Below are 18,933 nucleotides of genomic sequence, written 5' to 3'. Positions count from 1 at the left end.
AGTATGACGGTATGTCCGGCCATCACCCCGCTCCCCCGTCCCCCGCGACCACCGGCCTGGGGGACTTCACCACCCGCCCCCGCGCCCTCCTCGTCGTCGCCTGGGCCCTGCCCGTGGGCGCCGCCGGGGCCGTGGCCTCCTGGTTCCTCCTCCGGCTGATCGGACTGATCGGCAACCTGGTGTTCCGGCAGCGCCTCGGCACGGAGCTGGTGGACCCCGGCCGCGTCCACCCCGCCTGGTGGCTGGTTCTCGGCGCCCCCGTGCTCGGCGGACTGGCCGTCGGCCTGCTGGCCCGCCACGGCTCGGAGAAGATACGCGGGCACGGCATGCCCGAGGCCATCGAGGCCATCCTGACCAGGGGCGGCGTCGTGGCCCCCCGCCTCGCGCTCCTCAAACCGCTCTCCGCGGCGATCAGCATCGGCACCGGCGGCCCGTTCGGCGCCGAGGGGCCGGTCATCATGACGGGCGGGGCGATCGGTTCGCTCTTCGGGCAGTCGCTGCGCCTCACGGCCGCCGAGCGCAGGACGCTGCTCGTGGCCGGGTCGGCGGCCGGGATGGCCGCCACGTTCGACGCGCCGATGGCGTCCGTCCTCCTCGCCGTCGAACTCCTGCTGTTCGAGTGGCGCCCGCGCAGCCTCGTCCCCGTCGTCGCCTCCGTCGCCGTGGCCACCGCGCTCCGGGTTCCGCTGCTGGGCGGCGGCCCGGTCTTCCCCGTGGACGCGGCGGCCGTCCACCTCACACCGCTGGTCGAACTCCTCGCCGTCCTCTGCGGGTTGACGGGCGGGGCCCTCGCCGTCGTCACGACGTGGATGGTCTACCGCGCCGAGGACGCCTTCGCCCGGCTGCCGTTCCACTGGATGTGGTGGCCCGCCCTCGGCGGCCTGGTCATCGGCTGCGGCGGCCTCGTCGAACCGCGCGCCCTCGGCGTCGGCTACGACGTCGTCCAGCAGCTGCTCGCCGGGCGCGCGACCGTCTCCCTCATCGTCGGCGTGCTCGTCGTCAAGTCCCTCATCTGGGCCCTGTCGTTGGGCTCCGGCACCTCGGGCGGCGTGCTGGCGCCCGTCCTCATGATCGGCGGGGCGCTCGGGGCCTGGGAGGGCATGCTCTTCCCGTCCGTCGTACCCGGCTTCTGGGCCATGCTCGGGCTGGCGGCGGTCGTCGGCGGGGTGCTGCGCTCGCCCCTGACCGGGGTCGTGTTCACCCTCGAACTCACCCACGCCTGGGACACCGGGCCGGCGCTCCTGATCTCCGCCACCTCCGCCTACGCGCTCTCGGTGCTCGTGCTCAAGCGCTCCCTGCTCACCGAGAAGATCGCCCGGCGCGGGCTGCACCTCACGCGGGAGTACGCGACCGACCCGCTGGAGGCGTTCTTCGTCCGCGAGGCCATGGACGCCGCGCCGTCGACCGTCGGCGCGGACGATCCCCTCGACGGCGCCCTGGCCGCCGCCTGCGCGGAGCGGCTGCGGTCACCGGACCGGCCGCAGCGGCTGATCCCCGTCCTGCGCCCGGACGGCGGCCTCCTCGGGATCATCACCCGTCGTTCCCTGCGCGCCGCCCGCGCAGGCGGCGGGACCCTCACGGCCGCGGACGCCGCCCGGCCGTGCCGGCTCACCGTCCGCGGCGACGACACCCTCCGGCGCGTGGCCTGCCTCTTCGCCGAACACGCCCTCACCAGCGCCCCGGTCGTCGATCCGGCGACCGGCCGTCCCATCGGCGTGATCGCCCTCCGCGACCTGCTGCACGCCCGCCGTCACCAGCTCGTCCAGGAGGGGCACCGCGAACGCGTCATCCGGCCGGCCGGCCGATGAGCCGCGCCCCGGGCCCGCTCACCCCGCCCGCTCCGCCGCCGGTTCCAGGTACCACCACTGGGCGGGGCTGTCGAGGTCCTCGCCCTGGCGGACGTTCGCCCCGTCGGCCCCCGAGCCGTCCGCCACCTCCAGCAGCAGCCCGCTGATGTGCGCGACGAGCGTCACGGCTCCCTCCGGCTCCACCAGCCGCTCGACGAGCCACTCCTGGGCGCCGTAGCCGTTGGCCTTCCACTGCTGGACGTTCGCCCCGTTCTCGACGGACGCGCCGGCCACGTCGAGGCGCTTGCCGCTGTTCACGTTGACGACGTGGTGCAGTCCGCTGCCGGGGTGCACGGGGCTGACGCGCCAGAGCTGCGCCGGGCCACCGGTCTCCCTGCCCTGCTGGACGTCGGCCCCGCTGCCCGTGCGGGCGCCCGCCACCTCCAGGAGGAGGCCGCTGTGGGCGTTGCGGATGCGGTAGGTGCCGTCCATGGTGTGGTGCCTTCGCCGGTCGTACATTCGAACACCTGATCGTACCCGGTGGTGCGGCGACGGCTTCCCTCTCCCCGGCGCCCGCGGACCCGACCCGTCGCCACCCCCGACCGCTTTCGGGAGAAACGGTGAAAGGGCGGGGGCGGGGAGGGACTTCGCGGGAGAAAGGAGGCCTGGGGAGGAGGGCGCCGGGTGGGCGGTGGATACGGGGCGTTGTTCCGGCGGGCCGGGGCGGGGCGGCTGGCCGTGGCCGGGCTGGTGGGGCGGCTGCCGAACGGGATGCTGGGGATCACGTTCGTCCTCGTCCTGCTCCGGGACACCGGATCCTGCGCGGCGGGCGGCGCGGCCGCCGGCCTGCACACGCTGACGGCCGCCGTTTCGGGCCCCCTGTGGAGCCGGGCCGCGGACCGCGCGGGACCGCGCGCCGTCCTGCTGGTGACGGGCACGGGCCAGACGCTGGTGCTGACGGCGGTCGGCGTGCTGTCGGCCCGGACGCAGAGCCGCCCGTCGCTCGTCGCGCTCGCGGCGGCGAGCGGGGTGCTGCTGCCGCCGCTCGGGGCGGTGATGCGGGCGCTGTGGTCGAGGACGCTGGCGGACGACCCGGCGGCCAAGGCCGCGGCGTTCGCGTACGAATCCGTCGTCGTGGACGTCGTGTTCGTCCTGGGACCGTCCCTGGTGGCCGCTCTGGCCGCGTGCGGCGGCCCGCCTCCGGCGCTGTTCTGCGCGGCGGCGGCCACGGCCGCGGGCTGTCTGCCGGTGGCCGCGAGCCCGCACCTCGGCGGGGCGCCGGGCGGGGGCGGCGCCGGAGCCCGTACGCGTCCGCGGCCGCTGCGCCGCCCGGCGGTCCTCGGCGTGCTGCCGGTCGGCTTCCTGCTGCTGGGCAGCGTCAGCGCCGCCGAGGTGTCGCTGGTGGCGTTCGCGGACGGCGAGGAGCGGCGCGACGCCGCGGGCCCGCTGATCGCGGCGCTGGCGGCGGGCGGTGTGCTCGGCGGCCTGTGCCGCGGCGGGCAGCGCGAAAGAGCCGTGGCGGCACGGCGGTTGGCGGGGCTGCTGGCGGGACTGGCGGCGGGCTGGGCCGCGCTGGCGGCCTGCCGCGGCCTGTGGCAGCCGGCCGTGGTCCTCGTCCCGACGAGCCTGCTGCTGAACGCCGCCGTCACGGCGCAGTTCCGCGTGATGGACGAGGTGGCGCCGCGGGAGGCGCTGACGGAGGCGTTCGGCTGGCTCAACTCCCTCGGCGCGGCGGGGGCGTCGGCCGGTGCCGCGGCGGCGGGGGCGGTGGCGGGCCGGGGCCCGGACCCGGCCGCCGGCTTCCTGCTGGCGGCGGGCTGCTGCGCGGCGGGCAGCGCCGTCGCCGCGGCGTGCCGGACGACGTGGCGCCGCGCCGTGCCCGCGGAGCAGGGGCCGCCGGGAGTGTTCCCCTCCCGGCGGCCCCCGTGAACGGCCCGCGCCGGCCGGTCAGTTCTTCAGCGCGCTGCGCTTCTGCCACTGCTCCCAGGTCTCCTGCCAGACCTCGAGCCCGTTGCCGACGTCGGTCTTCTCCGTGTTGGAGGTGCCCTTGACCTCGACGGTGGAGCCGATCGGCAGGAAGTCGTAGACGGTCTTGGCGTCCTCGGTGGTCATGCCGAAGCAGCCGTGGCTGTTGTTGACGACGCCGATCTGGTTGTTCCAGGGCGCCGAGTGCAGGAAGGTGCCGGAGGCGGTCATGTGGGTGACCCACTTGGCGTCCAGCATCCACTGGTTGCCGTAGCCGATGGTCGAGGAGTCCATGGTCTCGTCGGCGTTCTTGCTGCGCACGGTGTGGATGCCGCCGCGGGTGGGGGCCTCCGGGGAGCCCGCGGAGCCCTTGACGCTGCCGACCGGCTTGCCGTTCTCGATCATCGTCAGGGTGTGGCCGGGGACGTCGATGACGGCCTTGCGGTCGGCGCCTATCGTGAACGAGTAGGCGTAGTCGCGGGCGAACCAGCCGCCCTCGCCGGAGTTGACGCCGGCGAGCGAGCCCTTGACGGAGACCTTGGTGCCGCTGGGCCAGTAGGTCTTGGGCCGCCAGTCGAGCCGGTCCTGGCCGGAGTAGTCGGTCACCCAGCCCCAGGCGCCCTCCACCGAGGGGCTGGAGGTGACCTTGAAGTTCTTCTCGATCTCGGCCTTCTTGTCCTTGTCGATCTTGTGATCGAAGAGGATCGAGACGGGCATGCCGGTGCCGACGGTCTGGCCGTTCTGCGGCGTGTTGGTCAGCTTGTTGACCTTCGCCGGCTGCTCGGTGGTGAACGTCGCCGTCTCCGAGGACTTGCGGCCCTTGGTCCCCTCGGCCGCGGTCCGCACCGTGTACGTGGTCTTCGGCTTGACGTTGCCGGACGACTGCCAGGTGGTGCCGTCGGAGGCCAGTCTGCCCTCGACCTTCTGCCCCTTGTCGTCCTTGACCTCGACGGAGGTCAGCTTGCCGCCGTCTGCCCTGACGGAGATCGGCGAGCCCAGCCGGGCCTCCTTGCTGCCGCCCGCCGGCGTGACGGTCACCTTCGCCGCGGGCCCGGCGTCCTCCCCGGACGACCCCCCGGAACCGCCCGAGCAGGCGGAGAGCGCCAGCGACCCCACCAGGGCGGACATCAACAGGACGGGACGACGGCCCGATCCGACGTGCACGAGAACAACCTCCAAGAACTGCGGCTCCATGGCGGGCACGCATCCCCCCGCCACCTTTAACAGATGATCTGAAGGCGGCCATGGTTCCTGGAGATAGCGAGATTTGTTCAGTCAAAACGGAGGACAGCCATCGATTCCTTATCGGAATACCGCGTTCCATCCACGGTTCGCGGGACGCCGGCCGGAGAACCGCAGGCGCGCGTCCATGGGTACGCGCCGTCAACGACCGCGCACGCCCCGGCTATTCGGTGGCGGGGACGACCGCGACGGGACACCGGGCGTGGTGCAGCACGGTGTGGCTGACCCGGCCGAGCTGGAGGCCGAGACCGTGGTGCCGGCGCACGGCGCCGACGACGAGCAGGTCGGCCCCCTCCGAGGCGTCGACCAGCGCCCTGCGGGGCGGGCCCTCGACCGTGGCGGCGTGCACCACGACCCCGGGATACTCCTCCGCCGCCGCGCGCAGCGCGTCGTCCAGTTCGCGCCCGGCGCGCTCCTCGGCGTCGAGCGTGCCGCCGCTGGGCAGCGGATAGTGGTCCACGGACTGCCGCCCGGGGTGGCGCCAGGCGCGCAGGGCCCGTACCTCGCAGCCGCGCGCCGCGGCCTCCCGGAAGGCGAAGCGGACGGCCGCCGGGGCCTCCGCCGCGTCCCCGACCCCGACCAGCACGCGGCCGTGCGCGCCGCGGACGGCCGCGTCGTCACCGCGGACGACGACCACCGGGCAGTGGGCACGCCCGGCGACGGCCAGGCTGACCGAGCCGAGCAGGATCCCGGTCAGGGCGCCCCGCCCGGACGGGCCGGTAACCAGGAAGAACGCATGCCGGCTGGCCTCCACCAGGGCGTTGACGGGCTCCTCGGGCGCGGTGTCCGCGTGCACGCGCAGGGCGGGGTCGCGCTCCTGGGCGCGGCGCGCCGCGGCGAGGGTGACGGCCTCCTCGGCCAGGGTCTCGCGGGAGGGCCCGTCGGCGGGCGGGAGGCGGCCCTCGTAGCGCTCCCACAGGGAGGCGTACAGGAGGCGCAGCCGCACGTCGTGCCGCGCCGCCTCGTCCACGGCCCAGTCCAGGGCCGTCAGGCTGCCCGGGGATCCGTCGACCCCCACGACCAGGGGGAGGTCCATCGCCTTTCACCGCCTCACCGCGCGAGGACGCGCCGCCGCCGGCACTTTCCACCTTCGCACCGCCCGGGGGCGGGCGCGACCGGGGCGGGCGGCCCGCGGGCTCGCGCGCGCCGCCGGATGCGCGGAGCATGGGGGCATGGCCAAGGAGACCCGGGGCGAGCTGCTCGCCCACCACGAGGAGGCGCTCGGCCTGTTCGGCGAGCGGGTGCACGCCGTCCGCCCACGGCAGTGGGACGGCCCGACGCCGTGCACCGAGTGGACCGTGCGGGACCTGGTGAACCACCTGACGGCCGAACAGCTGTGGGTGCCGCGGCTGTTGGACGGCGAGAGCATCGAGGACGTCGGCCGCGAGCTGGAGGGCGACGTCCTCGGCGACGACCCGGCCGGCGCCTGGGACGCGGCCGCCGCGGGGGCGGCGGAGGCGTTCGCGCGCCGGGGCGCGCTGGGCCGCACCGTGAAGCTGTCCTACGGCGAGACGGGCGCGGACGCGTACTGCGCGGAGATGACGGCCGACGCCGTCGTGCACACCTGGGACCTGTCGCGCGCGATCGGCGCCCCGGAGGAGATGCCGGACGAGCTGGTGGCGGCGGCGCAGCGGGTCTTCGGGGCGTACGGGGACGACATGTCGCCGACGGGCCTGTTCGGCGCTCCCGTGCCGGTGCCGGAGGTCGCGGACGCGTGGACGACGCTGCTGGCCCGGCTGGGGCGGCGGGTGTGAGCGGGTTCCCGGGTCTTCTCCCGGGCGGGGGTACTCGGTTATAAGGAACCAATGAGGCTTTTTCCCCGCGCGGCGCGGCGGCGCGCCCTGGTGCGCGCGGTCGTGGCGGCGGGGGCGTGTACGGCGATGGCGATGGTGGGTTCGTGCGGTGGCGGTGCCGGGCCGGACGCGCGCGAGGACGCGCGGGCCGCCGACTCGGCCGCGGCCGCCTCCCCCGCGCCCGGCGCGGACACCGTGATGATCATTCGCCACGCGGAGAAGCCGCGCGAGAAGGACGACGGGAAGAAGCCGCCGTTCGGCGTGACCGAGGACGGCGAGAGGAACGAGCACGCCCTGGTGGTGCGCGGCTGGCAGCGGGCCGGCGCGCTGGCCGGCCTGTTCGCCCCGGACGGCGGGGCGCCGCCGCGCCCGGGGCTGCGCCGTCCGTCCGCGGTCTACGCCGCCGACGGCCACGACGGCGGCAAGGGCCTGCGGCCCGCGGAGACGGTCGCGCCGCTGGCGGCGAAGCTGGGGCTGCGGGTGGACGTGACGTACGGCCAGGGGGACGAGGCCGCGCTGGCCCGGGAGGTGGCCGGGCGGCACGGCGCCACGCTGGTCTCCTGGGAGCACCACCGGATCACGCGCATCGTCAAGGGGCTGGGGACGGTGCGTCCCGCGCCGCCGGACGCGTGGCCGGACGACCGCTTCGACCTGGTCTGGGTGTTCACCCGGGAGGGCAGGGGGTGGCGGTTCCGGCAGGTGCCCCAGCTCCTGCTGGCGGGCGACCGGTCGGACCCGGCGTAGGTCTCCCCCGCGCCGGGTCCGCGGGATTCCGCCGCGGTCAGGCCGCCGGCTTGGGGCAGAACTCGCCCCGGAAGACGTCGTTGTAGGGCTTGGTGGACTCCAGCCAGTCGCCGTTGATCTGGAAGGTCAGGGCGTGCTTGCCGTCGCGGGTGACCGCGCTGCTGGTCAGCGAGCCCCAGACGATGCCGTCGTGGCCGTAGACCTTGACGCCGCAGGGCAGCGAACGGACGATCAGGCCCAGGCCGTAGTCGAACGGGACGTCGTTGTTGGTGCCGTCCTCGGCGGGCACGGTGGTGAGCATCTCGTCGAGCTGCTTCTTGGGGAAGAGCTTGCCGGTGATGAGGGCGCCGAAGAAGCGGTTGAGGTCACCGGTGGTGCTGATCATCTCGCCCGTGGCGCCGGACCAGGCCGGGTTGTACTCGGTGGCGTCGTAGATCTCCGGGCCGGGGTCGGCGGCGTAGAGCTTGGAGTAGCCGACGGCGTGCGGGGCGGGCATCGTCGGGTCGGTGCCGGGGAAGGTCGTCCCGCGCAGGCCGAGGGGCTTGACGATCCGCTTCTCGGCCTCGCGGGCCCAGGCGTTGCCGGTGACCTTCTCGATGACCATGCCGGCGATGACGAAGTTGGTGTTGGAGTAGTGCCACTTGGTGCCCGGCGCCCAGTAGGGCGGGTACTTCAGGCCCATGGCGACGATCTGCTCGGGCGAGCGGTACTCGAAGCGGTGCTTGAGGAAGCCCGGCCCGTTCATGTACGCGTTCCACTCGGGCGTCTCGACCATGTCGTGGATGCCGCTGGTGTGGTTGAGCAGCTGACGGATCGTCACCTTGGTGCCGTCGTAGCCGTTGCCCTTCAGCAGGCCCGGCAGCCAGCGCTCGACGGAGTCGTCGAGGCCGATCTTGCCCTCGGCCTCCAGCTGGAGGAGGACGGTGGTGACGAAGGTCTTGGTGATGCTGCCCGCGCGGATGTGGTCCTGGGCGGTGCGCTTGGTCTTCTTCGCGGTGTCGGCGTAGCCGGCCGAGCCGAACCACTGCCCGTCGGGGGACGAGGTCTGGGCCGCCACGCCGGGCATGCCGGCGGCGACCAGCCCGTCGAGGGCCGCCTGCGTCTGCCGGTGGGATCCCTTCTCCGCGACCGGCTCGGCGGTGGCGGGCCCGGCCAGGGCGACGGCACCGACCGCGAGCGCCGCGGTGAGGCCAAGGGCCTTGCCCCGTATACGACGTGAAAGCTTCCGCATCTAAATCCCCTCAAAAGCACCACGAGTTGAGTGGTGTCACAACGGTCACACCTCACCGAGCAGTATAGGTTGACCCGTTCTTGACCCACCGAAGGTTTTCGGCCAGGCGGCACGCGACATCACCGTGTATGTCTGTATTTTTCCCAACTCCCTTGCCGGGCAGGAGTGATGCCGAGGCCCAGCGGCCGAAACCCTTTCCACCGTTGATCGTTCTGGTGGATACGCGGCGATGCGGCGCGCCCGCGGAAGTCAAGGTCCATCGACGTCTCGCACCGGGAGGGAAGCCGGACGTGGCGAACGACACCCCGGCGAACGACACCCCGGCGGGCGGCAGCCTGTGGCGGCACCGGGACTTCCTCCACTACTGGAGCGCCAACGCGGTGGACCTCGTTGGCAGCGGTGTCACCCAGGTGGCCCTTCCGCTGATCGCGGTGGTGACGCTGCACGCCTCCGTCTGGCAGGTCGCCCTGCTGTCGTGCGCCCAGAAGCTCCCGCCCCTGCTGGTGTCGCTCCCCGCCGGGGCCCTGGCCGACCGGTACCGCAAACGTCCCGTGATGGTGGGCGCGGCGCTGGTGAGCGGCACCGCGTTCGCCACCGTCCCCCTGGCCGACGCCCTGGGCCGGCTGTCCCTGGGGCAGCTGTACGCGGTGGCGCTGGTGAGCGCGACGGCGGAGGTCTTCGGGAACACCGCCCGCATCAGCCTCCTGCCCTCGCTGCTCCCGCGCCGGCTGCTGCTGGAGGCCAACTCCAAGCTCGGCGGCGTCAACTCCCTGGCCGACAGCGCCGGTTCGCAGCTCGGCGCCGCCCTGGTCACCGTCCTCGGCGCCGCCCGGTCCCTGGTTCTGGACGTCGCCTCTTTCCTGGCCTGCGCCCTCCTCCTGGCCCGCATCCGGAACCCCGGGACGGCCGCCGCACGGCCCACGGGCACGACCACCGTCCGCGCGGAGATCGGCGAAGGGCTGCGCTACCTGTGGTCCCACCCCACCATCCGGCCCCTGGTGCTGGCCGGCACGGCGTACGTGACGGTGGTCGCCTTCCTCACCACGCTGGCGTCCGTCTACCTGCTGCGCGACCTGCGCTGGTCCGGGGAGGCGCTGGGCACGACGCTCGGTGCGGCCGCGCTCGGCGGCTTCTGCGGGGCGCTCGCGGTCCGGCCGCTGGTCGGCCGGTACGGCCCGGCCCGCGTGATGCTCACCTCCCTGGCCCTGGCCCCGTTCACCGAGGTGCCGCTCCTGCTCGCCGCACCGGGCGGCGCGGGGCAACTCGCCGTCGCGCTGGGCCTGTTCGTGCAACTGGGATGCGCCGTCGCCCAGGGCTCGACCCAGCGCAGCATCCGGCAGGCCGTCTGCGACCCGGCCCTGCAGGGCCGGGCGTTCGCCACGAGCCGGTGGGTCATCTACGGTTCGCAGCCCCTGGCCGCGCTGCTCGCCGGCGCCTGCGGGACCTGGCTGGGCCTCTGGAACGCCCTGGCCCTGGGCACGGCCGCGCTGGCCGTCCCGTTCCCGGTCCTGTTCGCCTCCTCGGTCCGGACGCTGCGCCGGGACCTCGTCCACCCCTGATGCCCCGGCTCCACGAGGCCCTCGTCCGGAGCCCCCGATCCCGCCCGAAGCCCTCCACCGCAGAAGAAAGTGATGCCGCATGAGTCCAGGTCCAGGGGGAGCCCCCGGGCGGGCACACCCGTCCCGCCCCGCCGGCAAGTACGTCCCCGCCAGGGGGATCTACACCGAGTCGGCCCGCCTCCAGCGGCTCGACTGGCTCCGCGCCACGACCCGGCTGGACCTGGACTCCCTCCAGCACACCCAGCTGGACGCCGGAAGGCTGACCGGCAACGTCGAGGGGTTCGTCGGCGGGGTCGAGATCCCCGTCGGCATCGCCGGACCGCTGCTGTTCCTCGGGACGAACGTCCGGGGGGAGGTCTACGCGCCGATGGCGACGTCCGAGGGCGCGCTGGTCTCGTCGGCGACCCGCGGGGCCCTGGCCGTCAGCATGGCGGGCGGGGTCAGCACCCACGCCGTCTCGCAGAGCATGACGCGTGCGCCGGTGTTCGCCTTCTCCAGGATGACGAGTGCCGTCCGCTTCGCCTCGGCGGTCCGCGGTCACCTCGGCGAACTCCGCGACGTCGTCCGGGAGGTCTCGCGGCACGCCGCGCTCGTCTCGCTCGAACCCGCGGTGCTCGGCAGGACCGTCCACCTGCGGTTCACCTACACGACCGGGGACGCGGCGGGCCAGAACATGACCACCGCCTGCACCTGGCACGCCTGCCGGTGGATCCTGGACCGCCCCGGACTGGCCGGCCCGGACCTGGAGTCCTTCATCATCGAAGGGAACACCTCGGGCGACAAGAAGTCCTCGTACCAGGCCATGACGGCGGGCCGCGGCATCAGGGTCACGGCGGACTGCGTCCTGCCCGGGGGCGTGGTCGAACGCGTCCTGAAGACCACCCCCGACGAACTGGTCCGGGGCTACCACCACATCGCGGCCGGGGCCGTCCACAGCGGCGTGATCGGCTCCCACGCCAACACCGCCAACATCGTCGCGGCCGTCTTCGCCGCGACGGGCCAGGACATCGCCTGCGTCCACGAGTCCGGAGCGTCCCAGTTCATCCTGGAACGGACGGCGGACGGCGTCTACGCCAGCATCACCCTCCCCGGCCTGGCGATCGGTACCGTCGGCGGCGGCACCCACCTGCCGGCCCAGCGCGAACTCCTGGAGGTCATGGGCTGCGCCGGAGAGGGGGGCACGCTGCGCCTGGCCGAGATCATCGCCGGGTACGCCCTCGCCCTCGACCTCTCCACGGTCTCCGCGGCCGTCTCCGGCCAGTTCGCGAGCGCCCACGAACGCCTCGGGCGCAGCCGGCCCGTCGACTGGTTCCGGCCGGACGAACTCGACGGCCCCTTCTTCGAGTCCGCGCTGGGGCACGCGGGGGCGCCGGACGTCAGGGTGACGGGCGTCGAGGCCCTCGAGATCCCCATGGGACCGAGCGTCCTGTCGGAACTGACCTCCCGGACGGTGAAGAAGTCCGTCGGGCTCTTCCCGGTGCAGATCAGGGTCGACCGCGGCGGGACGGAGGAGAAGGTCGACGTCATGGTCAAGGTCAAGCCCACCGACCGGGAGGTCATCAAGATGGCCGGCCTGGCGGCCGCCCACTGCGGCGGGCCGGTGGCGACCCACTACCGGAGGTTCGAGCGGCGCCTGGGCTTCGTGGGCTGCGACGTCCGGGAGCTGGCCGTGTACGAGCAGACGGACCCCCGCTTCACCCGCCTGATGCCCGGGCTCCACAGGACGCTCCGCGACGACCGGCGGGAGACCTACGTCATCGTGATGGAGTGCCTCGACGGCATGGAGCGGATGGAGACGTCGGACCGTGCGCGCGGATGGTCGCGCCGGCACCTCGGGATCGCGCTGCGCGACCTCGGGCGGCTCCATTCGGTCTGGTACGGCAGGGAATCCGCGCTGCGCCGCATGCCGTGGATCGGGCACGTGCCGAACGCCGCGGACACGGTGGAGATGCGGGACCTGTGGCTGGCCCTGGCCGACCACTCCGCGGAGGAGTTCCCCGACATCGTCGACGCCCGGCACCACGAACGGCTCGTCTCCTACGTCGCGACGGCCGACCGCTGGTGGCCGGGGATCGAGGCGATGCCGAGAACCCTCGTGCACAACGACTTCAATCCCCGCAATCTGGCCATCCGGCCGGACGGCAGGCTGTGCGCCTTCGACTGGGAACTCGCCACCCTGCACATTCCCCAGCACGATCTGGCGGAGCTGCTCTGCACCGCCCTGGACCCGGCGGACATCAACGGCACGGTCGTGCGGGAACTCTCCGAAATCCACCGGAGGTCCCTGGAGACCCACGCCCGCACCACCATCGACCGGGGCCTGTGGGAATCCGGGTACCGGCTCGCCCTCAGGGACCTGGCGATGAACCGCTTCGGGCTCTACTTCGTGGCCCACACGGTCCGCCACTACGGATTCCTGGAGCAATGGTGGCGGAATCTCTGGGCCTTGACCGAGCTGGCCGAAGAAGGTCACGGAAACTGAATTCCTGTTCATCCGACGGTAGCCGTAACCGTGCCGTCCCCATTCCGTTAGGCCATTCGCATGACGGGGGCGGTCCACAGCGGTGCGGGGCCGCGCTCCGCATTTCCAGCGGCGCGGGACGGAGAGAGTTCCGCCGCATCCTTCGAACAGACAGGGAAACCAGTGGGTGCACTGAAGCGATTCGCGGTTCTTTCCGGACTGGCCGTGGCGGTCCTCGCCTCTCCCGCCGGTATCGGTGCCGCGAGTGCCGACACGATCGACCTCGGGGCGGGCGGCCTCCTGTCCAACATCGACGGCAGGAACTCCTCGGGCCACGCCAACCTGTGCGGCACCGGCCGGGTGAGCGTGCTCGACGAGCGGACGTGTGTCACCCGGCACGGCTCCCACCACGGCGGTCACCGGCTCACCGGCCCGAGCGGCGGCCTGCTGTCCAACATCGACTCCCGCAACGCCTCCGGCGACAGCAACAACTGCGGCAGCGACACCGTCGGTGTCCTCAACCGCACCACCTGCGTCGTCGAGGAGAAGTAGGCGGCGGCACGGGACGACGCGCGAAGGGGGCCGGCGCCGCCGTCACCGGCCGGCGGCGGCCGGGCGCCCCTTCGTCCCGTCCGTCCCCCTCCGGCCGGGCCCCGGTGGCTAACGTGGCCCCCATGCGCGCCCTCACGCACGCCGTCACCCACGCCCTCGCCCTCACCGGCTCGATGGCCTGGGAGATCGCCTGGGCCCTGGTCCTCGGCTTCGCGCTGTCCGCCGTGGTGCAGGCCGTCGTCCGTCCCGCCACCGTCGCGGGGACGCTCGGGGACGCCCGTCCGCGCACCCTCGTCCTCGCGGCGGGGCTGGGCGCGGCGTCGTCATCGTGCTCGTACGCGGCGGTGGCGCTGGCGCGTTCGCTGTTCCGCAAGGGCGCCGACTTCACCGCCTGCATGGCCTTCGAGGTGGCCTCGACCAATCTCGTCGTCGAACTCGGCGTCGTCCTCGCCCTGTTGATGGGCTGGCAGTTCACGGTCGCCGAGTACGCGGGGGGCGCGGTGATGATCGCCGTCCTGGCCGTGCTCCTCCGGGCGTTCCTGCGCCCGGAGCTGCTGGCGGAGGCCCGTGAGCAGGCGGACCGGGGGCTGGCGGGCGCGATGGAGGGGCACGCCGCGATGGACATGTCGGTACGCGGCGAGGGGTCGTTCGTCCGCCGGCTGCTGTCGCCCGCGGGTTTCACGGCGACCGCGCACGTCTTCGTGATGGAGTGGGCGGCGGTCCTGCGGGACCTGGTGCTGGGGCTGCTGGCCGCCGGGGCGGTCGCCGCGTGGGTGCCCGACTCCTTCTGGCGGTCCTTCTTCTTCGACGGGCATCCGCTGGCCGCCCGGGTGTGGGGGCCGCTGGTCGGACCGGTGGTGGCCCTGGTCTCGTTCGTCTGCTCGATCGGGAACGTGCCGCTGGCGGTGGTGCTGTGGAAGGGCGGCATCAGCTTCGGCGGCGTGGTCTCGTTCGTCTTCGCGGACCTGCTGATCCTGCCGATCCTCGGCATCTACCGGAAGTACTACGGGAGGCGCGTGGCGCTCTTCCTGTGCGCGGCCTTCTACGCGGCGGCGGCCGTCGCGGGGTGGGTGGTGGAGGCGCTCTTCGCCGTCCTGGGCCTGGTGCCGGGCCGCGGCGGCGCCACGGTCGCCATGGCGCATGTCGGCTGGGACTACACGACGTTCCTCGACATCGGCTTCCTGCTGGTGGCCGCCGTGCTCGTGGCGCGCTTCCTGGCGACCGGCGGGGCGGGGATGCTGCGCGGGATGGGCGGCCCGCCGCCCGGGTGAGGCGGGCCGCCCGGCGCGTCAGCCGAAGCGGACGCTGGAGAAGGACAGGCCCTTCGGGCCCTCCTTCCCCGGGGCGATGCGGGTCGCGGTCCCGCTGCACTTCTTGCCGCTGAAGACCGTGGCCGGCCCGCCCGTCCCGTTGTGCGGGCTCTTCGCCGCCTGGCTCATGGTGAAGCACTTGCCGTCCGGCGGGTCCTGGACGAAGAACGGCCTGCCCCCGGACTGGAAGGTGAACGGACCCTTGGCGGCGGACGCCTCCAGGGGGAAGGTCAGGACGAGGGCGAGCCCGGCGAGAGCGGTGAGGACCGGACGGACAAGACGCATCATTGATCCTTTTCTCGTACGAGGGACGTTCGGCCCGAAAGGGGCCTTCACGCAGTCAACGACCCGCGCCGCCCCGCGATACGCCCCCCCCGCCCGGCGTTCCCGCCGGTCACCCCAGGCCCGCGTCGCGCGCCAGCAGGGCCGCCTGGACCCGGTTCTCGCAGTCCAGCTTGGCCAGGATGCGGCTGACGTAGGTCTTCACCGTGGCCTCGCTCATGTGCAGCCGCCGCCCCGCGTCGGCGTTGGAGAGCCCCTCGCCGAGGAGCGCGAGCACCTCGCGCTCCCGCTCGCCGAGCCGCGCCACCCGGGCACGCGCCTCCTCGCGCCGGTCCTCGGCGGGGCCGGCGGCGAGACTGTCGGCGACGTGCCGGGTCGCCGCGGGCGACAGGTACGCGTTGCCCGCCGCGGCGGCGCGGACCGCGCCCATCAGCTCGCCCGGCGCCGAGTCCTTGAGCAGGAAGCCGGCCCCGCCGTGCCGCAGGGCGCGCAGCACGTTCTCGCGCTCGCCGAAGGTGGTGAGGATCAGCACCCGGACGTCCGGGGCCGTGCGGCCCAGCTCGGCGAGGGCGGTCAGCCCGTCCATGACCGGCATCTGGATGTCGAGCAGCGCGACGTCCACCCGGTGCCGCCGCGCCTGCTCGACCGCCTCGTGCCCGTTCGCCGCCTCGGCCACCACCTCGATGTCGTCGGCCGAGGTCAGAATCGCTCTTATGCCCGCCCGGATGAGCGGCTCGTCGTCGGCGATGAGGACGCGGATCACTGAGTCTCCTGATTGCTGCTGTCTGCTCGCTAGTCGTTCTTGACGACGAACTCGCGCTTTTCGATCAGTTTCCCGCCCTTGAAACAGAAGCGGTACACGCGGTCCCGGTCGATGTCGTCGGGGGAGTCCGTGGACAGCAGGGACAGGCACTGCGAACCCGCGGGCTCGGCGGGCCCCTTGCCCCGGACGCCGGAGGTCAGGAACGAGTCGCCGGAGGGCAGCCGCCCGCGGACCTCGGCCTCGGAGGTGCCCACCGTGATGGACCGGTACAGCCCCGGGTCCATGGACGCCTTCCGCATCTCGTCGAAGATCTTGCCGATGCCCAGCGCGACCACCACCGCCAGCACGACGAGGCACAGCAGCCCCACGCCGCAGCCGACCAGGCATCCCCGGCTCCTCCGGACGCTCACGATGTGCCGGAACTCCTCGCGCGGGTCGAGCGGGTCGATGACCTGCCCGTCCCCGGCGGCCCGCCCGCCCTCGTCCGGGCCCGGCGCGGGCGGCTGCTGCCGCAGGTCGTCGCCCGCCTCGGCCGGGGCCGTCCCGGGCCCCGCGCCGTACGGGAACACCCCCGCGAGCCGGAAGCCGCCGTCCGCCGCCGGTCCGGCGTGCACCATCCCGCCGGCCAGCCGGGCGCGCTCCCGCAGCCCGGTCAGGCCCTGTCCGCCGCTCACGGCGGCCGCGCCGGTGCTCCCGGGCGGCGGCCCGTTGACGACCTCCACGACGAGCGAGTCCGCCTCGTAGTACAGCCCCACCCCGATCCGGGCCCCGGGGGCGTGCTTGAACGCGTTGGTCAGCCCCTCCTGGACGACGCGGTAGGCCGCGTGGTCCGCCGGGGCGCCCAGCGGCCGGGGGTCGCCGGAGCGTACGAGCCGTACGTCCGTCCCCGCCGCCGCGGCCGACTCCACGAGCCCGTCGATGCCGGCCACGACCCCGGATTCGGCGCGCGCCTCCTCCACCGTGCCGTCCTTGAGGACGCCGACCACCGCGCGCAGTTCGTGCATGGCGGCCACCGACGCCTCGCGCAGCACCCCGACCGCCTCGCGCTGCTGCTCGCTCAGCCCCCGCGAGACCTCCAGGGCGCCCGTCTGCACGGCGATCAGCGCGAGTTGGTGGCCGAGGCTGTCGTGCATGTCCTGCGCGATCCGCTGCCGCTCCCGCATCCGCGCCTGCCGGGCGATCATCTGGCGTTCGCGCAGCAACTGGGCGTTGCGCTCGCGCAGGGTCTGCAGCAGGGCCCGCCGCTGGCTCCAGTAGCGGCCGGTGATGCCCGGGACGACCGCCATCACCAGGAAGAGGAGGACGGAGAACGCGATCCACACCGGCGACCGGTTCTCGACGAGGACGAACGCCTCGCAGGCCACGAACGACGCCGTGAACGCCGTCAGCGCCCGCAGTACGCCCTTGATCCTGCGGCCCGCCGACCAGGCGGCCACGACCAGCAGGAGCCCGCCGTTCGTCGCCGAGTCCAGCGCCCCGGCGGCGACCAGCACCGTCGCGGGCAGCGTGCGCCGCGCCGACGACAGCACGGCGACGGCGAGACCGGCCAGGACCGCCCTGACCGGTCCCTGGCCGGTCAGGTACTCGCCGGCCCCGGTGAGCAGCGCCAGCCCGGCGGCCAGCGCGATCTCGCCCACCACCCGCCGGCGTGACCACTGAGCCGGGTCCCTCCACCGCGCCCAAAGATCACGAGCCCCACGCGTCACACCCATGGAGGGCAGCCTAAGCAGAGCGCCCGGGCCCCGGCGTTCCCCGAAGGTCGCGGGCCGGTGTCACGAAAGTCGTACGGTCGGCGGGGCGGGCGGCGGGGGCGGGCGGCGCGCGCGTCAGCGGCGGCCGCGCGGGGGGCCGCCCAGCCAGGTCAGGGCGCCGGCGACGAGGGCGGTCACGCCGGTGGAGAGGGTCGGCTCGACGACCGGGGCGAAGTGGGCGGAGTGCGGGGCGGGGACGTCGCGGAGCGTGGTGCCGGCCTTCTCCGCCCGCGCGTACGCCTCGGGGTCGCAGCCGCCGAGGAGCCAGTGGCAGACGGGGGCGCGGGCGGCGGTGCCGAGGACGCCGAGGTCGTCGCCGGCGGGCAGCGGTCCGGGGTCGGTCACGTTGTCCAGGCCGAGGACGGAGCCGACGGCCGTCATCGTGCGGTCCGCGGCGTCCGGGTCGTTGACCAGGACCGGGCAGGAGTCGAGGGAGGTGATCTCGGGAACCTTGTCGGCCCCCGACGCGGCGGCCTCGGCCCGGACGATCCGCTCGATCGCCGCGAGGACGCGCTTGCGCACCCGGCGGTCGTACGTCCGTACGTCCAACCGCAGTTCGGCCTCGCCCGGGATGAGCCCGTCGTCGGCGCCGGCCCGCAGCGAGCCGACCGTCACGATCACGGTGTCGCGCCCGGCCACCTCCCGCGAGACGACCGTCTGCAGCCGCAGCACCGTGGCCGCGGCCATCACCACCGGGTCGACCGTGGCCTCGGGCGCGGAGGCGTGCCCGCCGCGCCCGGTCAGCCGCACGCGCAGGGTGTCGGCCGCCGCGAACGCCGGCCCAGGGTGACAGCCGACCGTCCCGGCGGGCAGGGCGGCCATCCGCTGGCCGAGCACGGCCTTCGGCCGGCCGAAGCGCTTGAAGAGACCGTCCTCGACCATCGCCTTCGCGCCCTCGCCGGTGTCCTGCGCGGGCTGGAAGACGGCCAGGACCGTGCCGGACCAGTGATCGCGCCCCTCCGCCAGCAGCCGCAGCGCGCCCACCAGGCAGGTGGTGTGCATGTCGTGGCCGCAGGCGTGCATCACGCCGTCGGCCGCCGAGGCGTAGGGCAGCCCGGTGCGTTCCCGCAGGGGTACGGCGTCGAAGTCCGCCCGCAGCAGGACGGTCGGGCCGGCGCCGCGCTTGAGGACGGCCACGACACCGGTGCGGCCCACGCTCTCGGTGACCTCGTACCCGTACGAACGGACCTTGCGGGCGACCTCCGCGGCGGTCCGGTGCTCGGCGAACGGCAGCTCGGGATGGGCGTGCAGGTCGCGGTAGAGCGCCGCGAGCTCCCTGCGACGGGCCTCGTCGAGTCCGGCCAGCACCTGTGCGATCGTGTCCGCCATGCCCGCGACCTCTCCTCCGCATCGGCTCCCCGCGGGTCAACGGTCGCCCGGCGGAAGGGAGTCCGCCACCGCTCCCGGGCCCGCTCCGGCGCGGTGCGCGGGGCCGCGGGCGCGGCGCGGCGCGGCCGGCGCACGCGGGGACGCCGTCGCGCGGGCTGCTCCGG

Annotated in this window: 16 protein-coding genes; 8 read left to right on the top strand and 8 right to left on the bottom strand. The window is 74.0% G+C overall.

Annotation, left to right across the window (positions count from 1 at the left end; all coding sequences use genetic code 11):
• The first annotated feature begins 11 nt into the window (after positions 1–11).
• A complete protein-coding gene (locus AC230_RS05150) occupies positions 12–1,808 on the top strand; it encodes a chloride channel protein (protein ID WP_049714693.1) in 1,797 nt (598 codons plus the stop codon).
• A gap of 18 nt (positions 1,809–1,826) precedes the next feature.
• Here AC230_RS05150 and AC230_RS05145 read toward each other — a convergent pair whose 3' ends face one another.
• The gene (locus AC230_RS05145) at positions 1,827–2,306 is read right to left on the bottom strand and encodes an RICIN domain-containing protein (protein ID WP_198535417.1); all 480 of its coding nucleotides are present in this window, start codon (positions 2,304–2,306) and stop codon (positions 1,827–1,829) included.
• Positions 2,307–2,471: 165 nt separating this feature from the next.
• Between AC230_RS05145 and AC230_RS05140 the strand changes: the two genes are divergently transcribed.
• Positions 2,472–3,716 (top strand): MFS transporter, encoded by a 1,245-nt coding sequence (locus tag AC230_RS05140; protein WP_157868512.1) that lies wholly within the window; start codon positions 2,472–2,474, stop codon positions 3,714–3,716.
• Positions 3,717–3,734: 18 nt separating this feature from the next.
• On the opposite strand, the gene AC230_RS05135 is transcribed toward AC230_RS05140, so the two are convergent.
• Complete coding sequence (locus AC230_RS05135; RefSeq protein WP_078871014.1) at positions 3,735–4,916, bottom strand: L,D-transpeptidase; 1,182 nt, start codon at positions 4,914–4,916, stop codon at positions 3,735–3,737.
• Positions 4,917–5,157: 241 nt separating this feature from the next.
• On the bottom strand, positions 5,158–6,030 hold the full coding sequence (locus tag AC230_RS05130; RefSeq protein WP_049714691.1) for a universal stress protein: 873 nt from the start codon (positions 6,028–6,030) through the stop codon (positions 5,158–5,160).
• Positions 6,031–6,166: 136 nt separating this feature from the next.
• Between AC230_RS05130 and AC230_RS05125 the strand changes: the two genes are divergently transcribed.
• Complete coding sequence (locus AC230_RS05125) at positions 6,167–6,748, top strand: TIGR03086 family metal-binding protein (protein ID WP_049714690.1); 582 nt, start codon at positions 6,167–6,169, stop codon at positions 6,746–6,748.
• 51 nt (positions 6,749–6,799) lie between these two features.
• Entirely contained in the window at positions 6,800–7,531 is a 732-nt protein-coding gene (locus AC230_RS05120) for a hypothetical protein (RefSeq protein ID WP_157868511.1), read from the top strand.
• 37 nt (positions 7,532–7,568) lie between these two features.
• Here AC230_RS05120 and AC230_RS05115 read toward each other — a convergent pair whose 3' ends face one another.
• On the bottom strand, positions 7,569–8,762 hold the full coding sequence (locus AC230_RS05115) for a serine hydrolase domain-containing protein (RefSeq protein WP_049714689.1): 1,194 nt from the start codon (positions 8,760–8,762) through the stop codon (positions 7,569–7,571).
• A 290-nt stretch (positions 8,763–9,052) separates the two neighbouring features.
• Here AC230_RS05115 and AC230_RS05110 point away from each other — a divergent pair, with 290 nt between their 5' ends.
• The 4 genes from AC230_RS05110 (at position 9,053) to AC230_RS05095 (ending at position 14,605) form a co-directional block, all read left to right on the top strand.
• Positions 9,053–10,321, top strand: coding sequence for an MFS transporter (locus tag AC230_RS05110; RefSeq protein WP_049714688.1), 1,269 nt, complete (start codon positions 9,053–9,055; stop codon positions 10,319–10,321).
• Positions 10,322–10,400: 79 nt separating this feature from the next.
• Complete coding sequence (locus AC230_RS30750) at positions 10,401–12,803, top strand: phosphotransferase (protein ID WP_078870956.1); 2,403 nt, start codon at positions 10,401–10,403, stop codon at positions 12,801–12,803.
• A 162-nt stretch (positions 12,804–12,965) separates the two neighbouring features.
• Positions 12,966–13,334 carry a hypothetical protein gene (locus AC230_RS05100; protein WP_049714687.1) on the top strand — a complete coding sequence of 123 codons (369 nt, stop codon included), beginning with the start codon at positions 12,966–12,968 and terminating at the stop codon, positions 13,332–13,334.
• A 122-nt stretch (positions 13,335–13,456) separates the two neighbouring features.
• A complete protein-coding gene (locus AC230_RS05095) occupies positions 13,457–14,605 on the top strand; it encodes a permease (RefSeq protein WP_049714686.1) in 1,149 nt (382 codons plus the stop codon).
• An 18-nt stretch (positions 14,606–14,623) separates the two neighbouring features.
• Here the strand turns inward: AC230_RS05095 and AC230_RS05090 are convergent, their stop codons facing one another.
• From AC230_RS05090 to AC230_RS05075, 4 genes are all read right to left on the bottom strand, one after another.
• The gene (locus tag AC230_RS05090) at positions 14,624–14,929 is read right to left on the bottom strand and encodes a hypothetical protein (RefSeq protein ID WP_049714685.1); all 306 of its coding nucleotides are present in this window, start codon (positions 14,927–14,929) and stop codon (positions 14,624–14,626) included.
• A 109-nt stretch (positions 14,930–15,038) separates the two neighbouring features.
• Positions 15,039–15,689, bottom strand: a complete 651-nt coding sequence (locus tag AC230_RS05085; protein WP_049714684.1) for a response regulator — start codon at positions 15,687–15,689, stop codon at positions 15,039–15,041.
• A 29-nt stretch (positions 15,690–15,718) separates the two neighbouring features.
• A complete protein-coding gene (locus AC230_RS05080; protein ID WP_241833076.1) occupies positions 15,719–17,326 on the bottom strand; it encodes a sensor histidine kinase in 1,608 nt (535 codons plus the stop codon).
• A gap of 189 nt (positions 17,327–17,515) precedes the next feature.
• Entirely contained in the window at positions 17,516–18,769 is a 1,254-nt protein-coding gene (locus AC230_RS05075) for an amidohydrolase (protein WP_049714682.1), read from the bottom strand.
• Between the last annotated feature and the right edge of the window lie 164 nt (positions 18,770–18,933).

The sequence above is a fragment of the Streptomyces caatingaensis genome, assembly GCF_001187435.1.
In the GTDB taxonomy this organism is placed as follows: Bacteria; Actinomycetota; Actinomycetes; order Streptomycetales; family Streptomycetaceae; genus Streptomyces; species Streptomyces caatingaensis.
This window is presented reverse-complemented; position numbering and strand designations above follow the sequence as displayed.

Coding starts and splice junctions, on each gene's coding strand:
- AC230_RS05150 (WP_049714693.1), top strand. CDS start 12: ATGTCCGGCCATCACCCCGCTCCCCCGTCCCCCGCGACCACCGGCCTG.
- AC230_RS05145 (WP_198535417.1), bottom strand. CDS start 2,306: ATGTACGACCGGCGAAGGCACCACACCATGGACGGCACCTACCGCATC.
- AC230_RS05130 (WP_049714691.1), bottom strand. CDS start 6,030: ATGGACCTCCCCCTGGTCGTGGGGGTCGACGGATCCCCGGGCAGCCTG.
- AC230_RS05125 (WP_049714690.1), top strand. CDS start 6,167: ATGGCCAAGGAGACCCGGGGCGAGCTGCTCGCCCACCACGAGGAGGCG.
- AC230_RS05120 (WP_157868511.1), top strand. CDS start 6,800: ATGAGGCTTTTTCCCCGCGCGGCGCGGCGGCGCGCCCTGGTGCGCGCG.
- AC230_RS05115 (WP_049714689.1), bottom strand. CDS start 8,762: ATGCGGAAGCTTTCACGTCGTATACGGGGCAAGGCCCTTGGCCTCACC.
- AC230_RS30750 (WP_078870956.1), top strand. CDS start 10,401: ATGAGTCCAGGTCCAGGGGGAGCCCCCGGGCGGGCACACCCGTCCCGC.
- AC230_RS05095 (WP_049714686.1), top strand. CDS start 13,457: ATGCGCGCCCTCACGCACGCCGTCACCCACGCCCTCGCCCTCACCGGC.
- AC230_RS05090 (WP_049714685.1), bottom strand. CDS start 14,929: ATGCGTCTTGTCCGTCCGGTCCTCACCGCTCTCGCCGGGCTCGCCCTC.
- AC230_RS05075 (WP_049714682.1), bottom strand. CDS start 18,769: ATGGCGGACACGATCGCACAGGTGCTGGCCGGACTCGACGAGGCCCGT.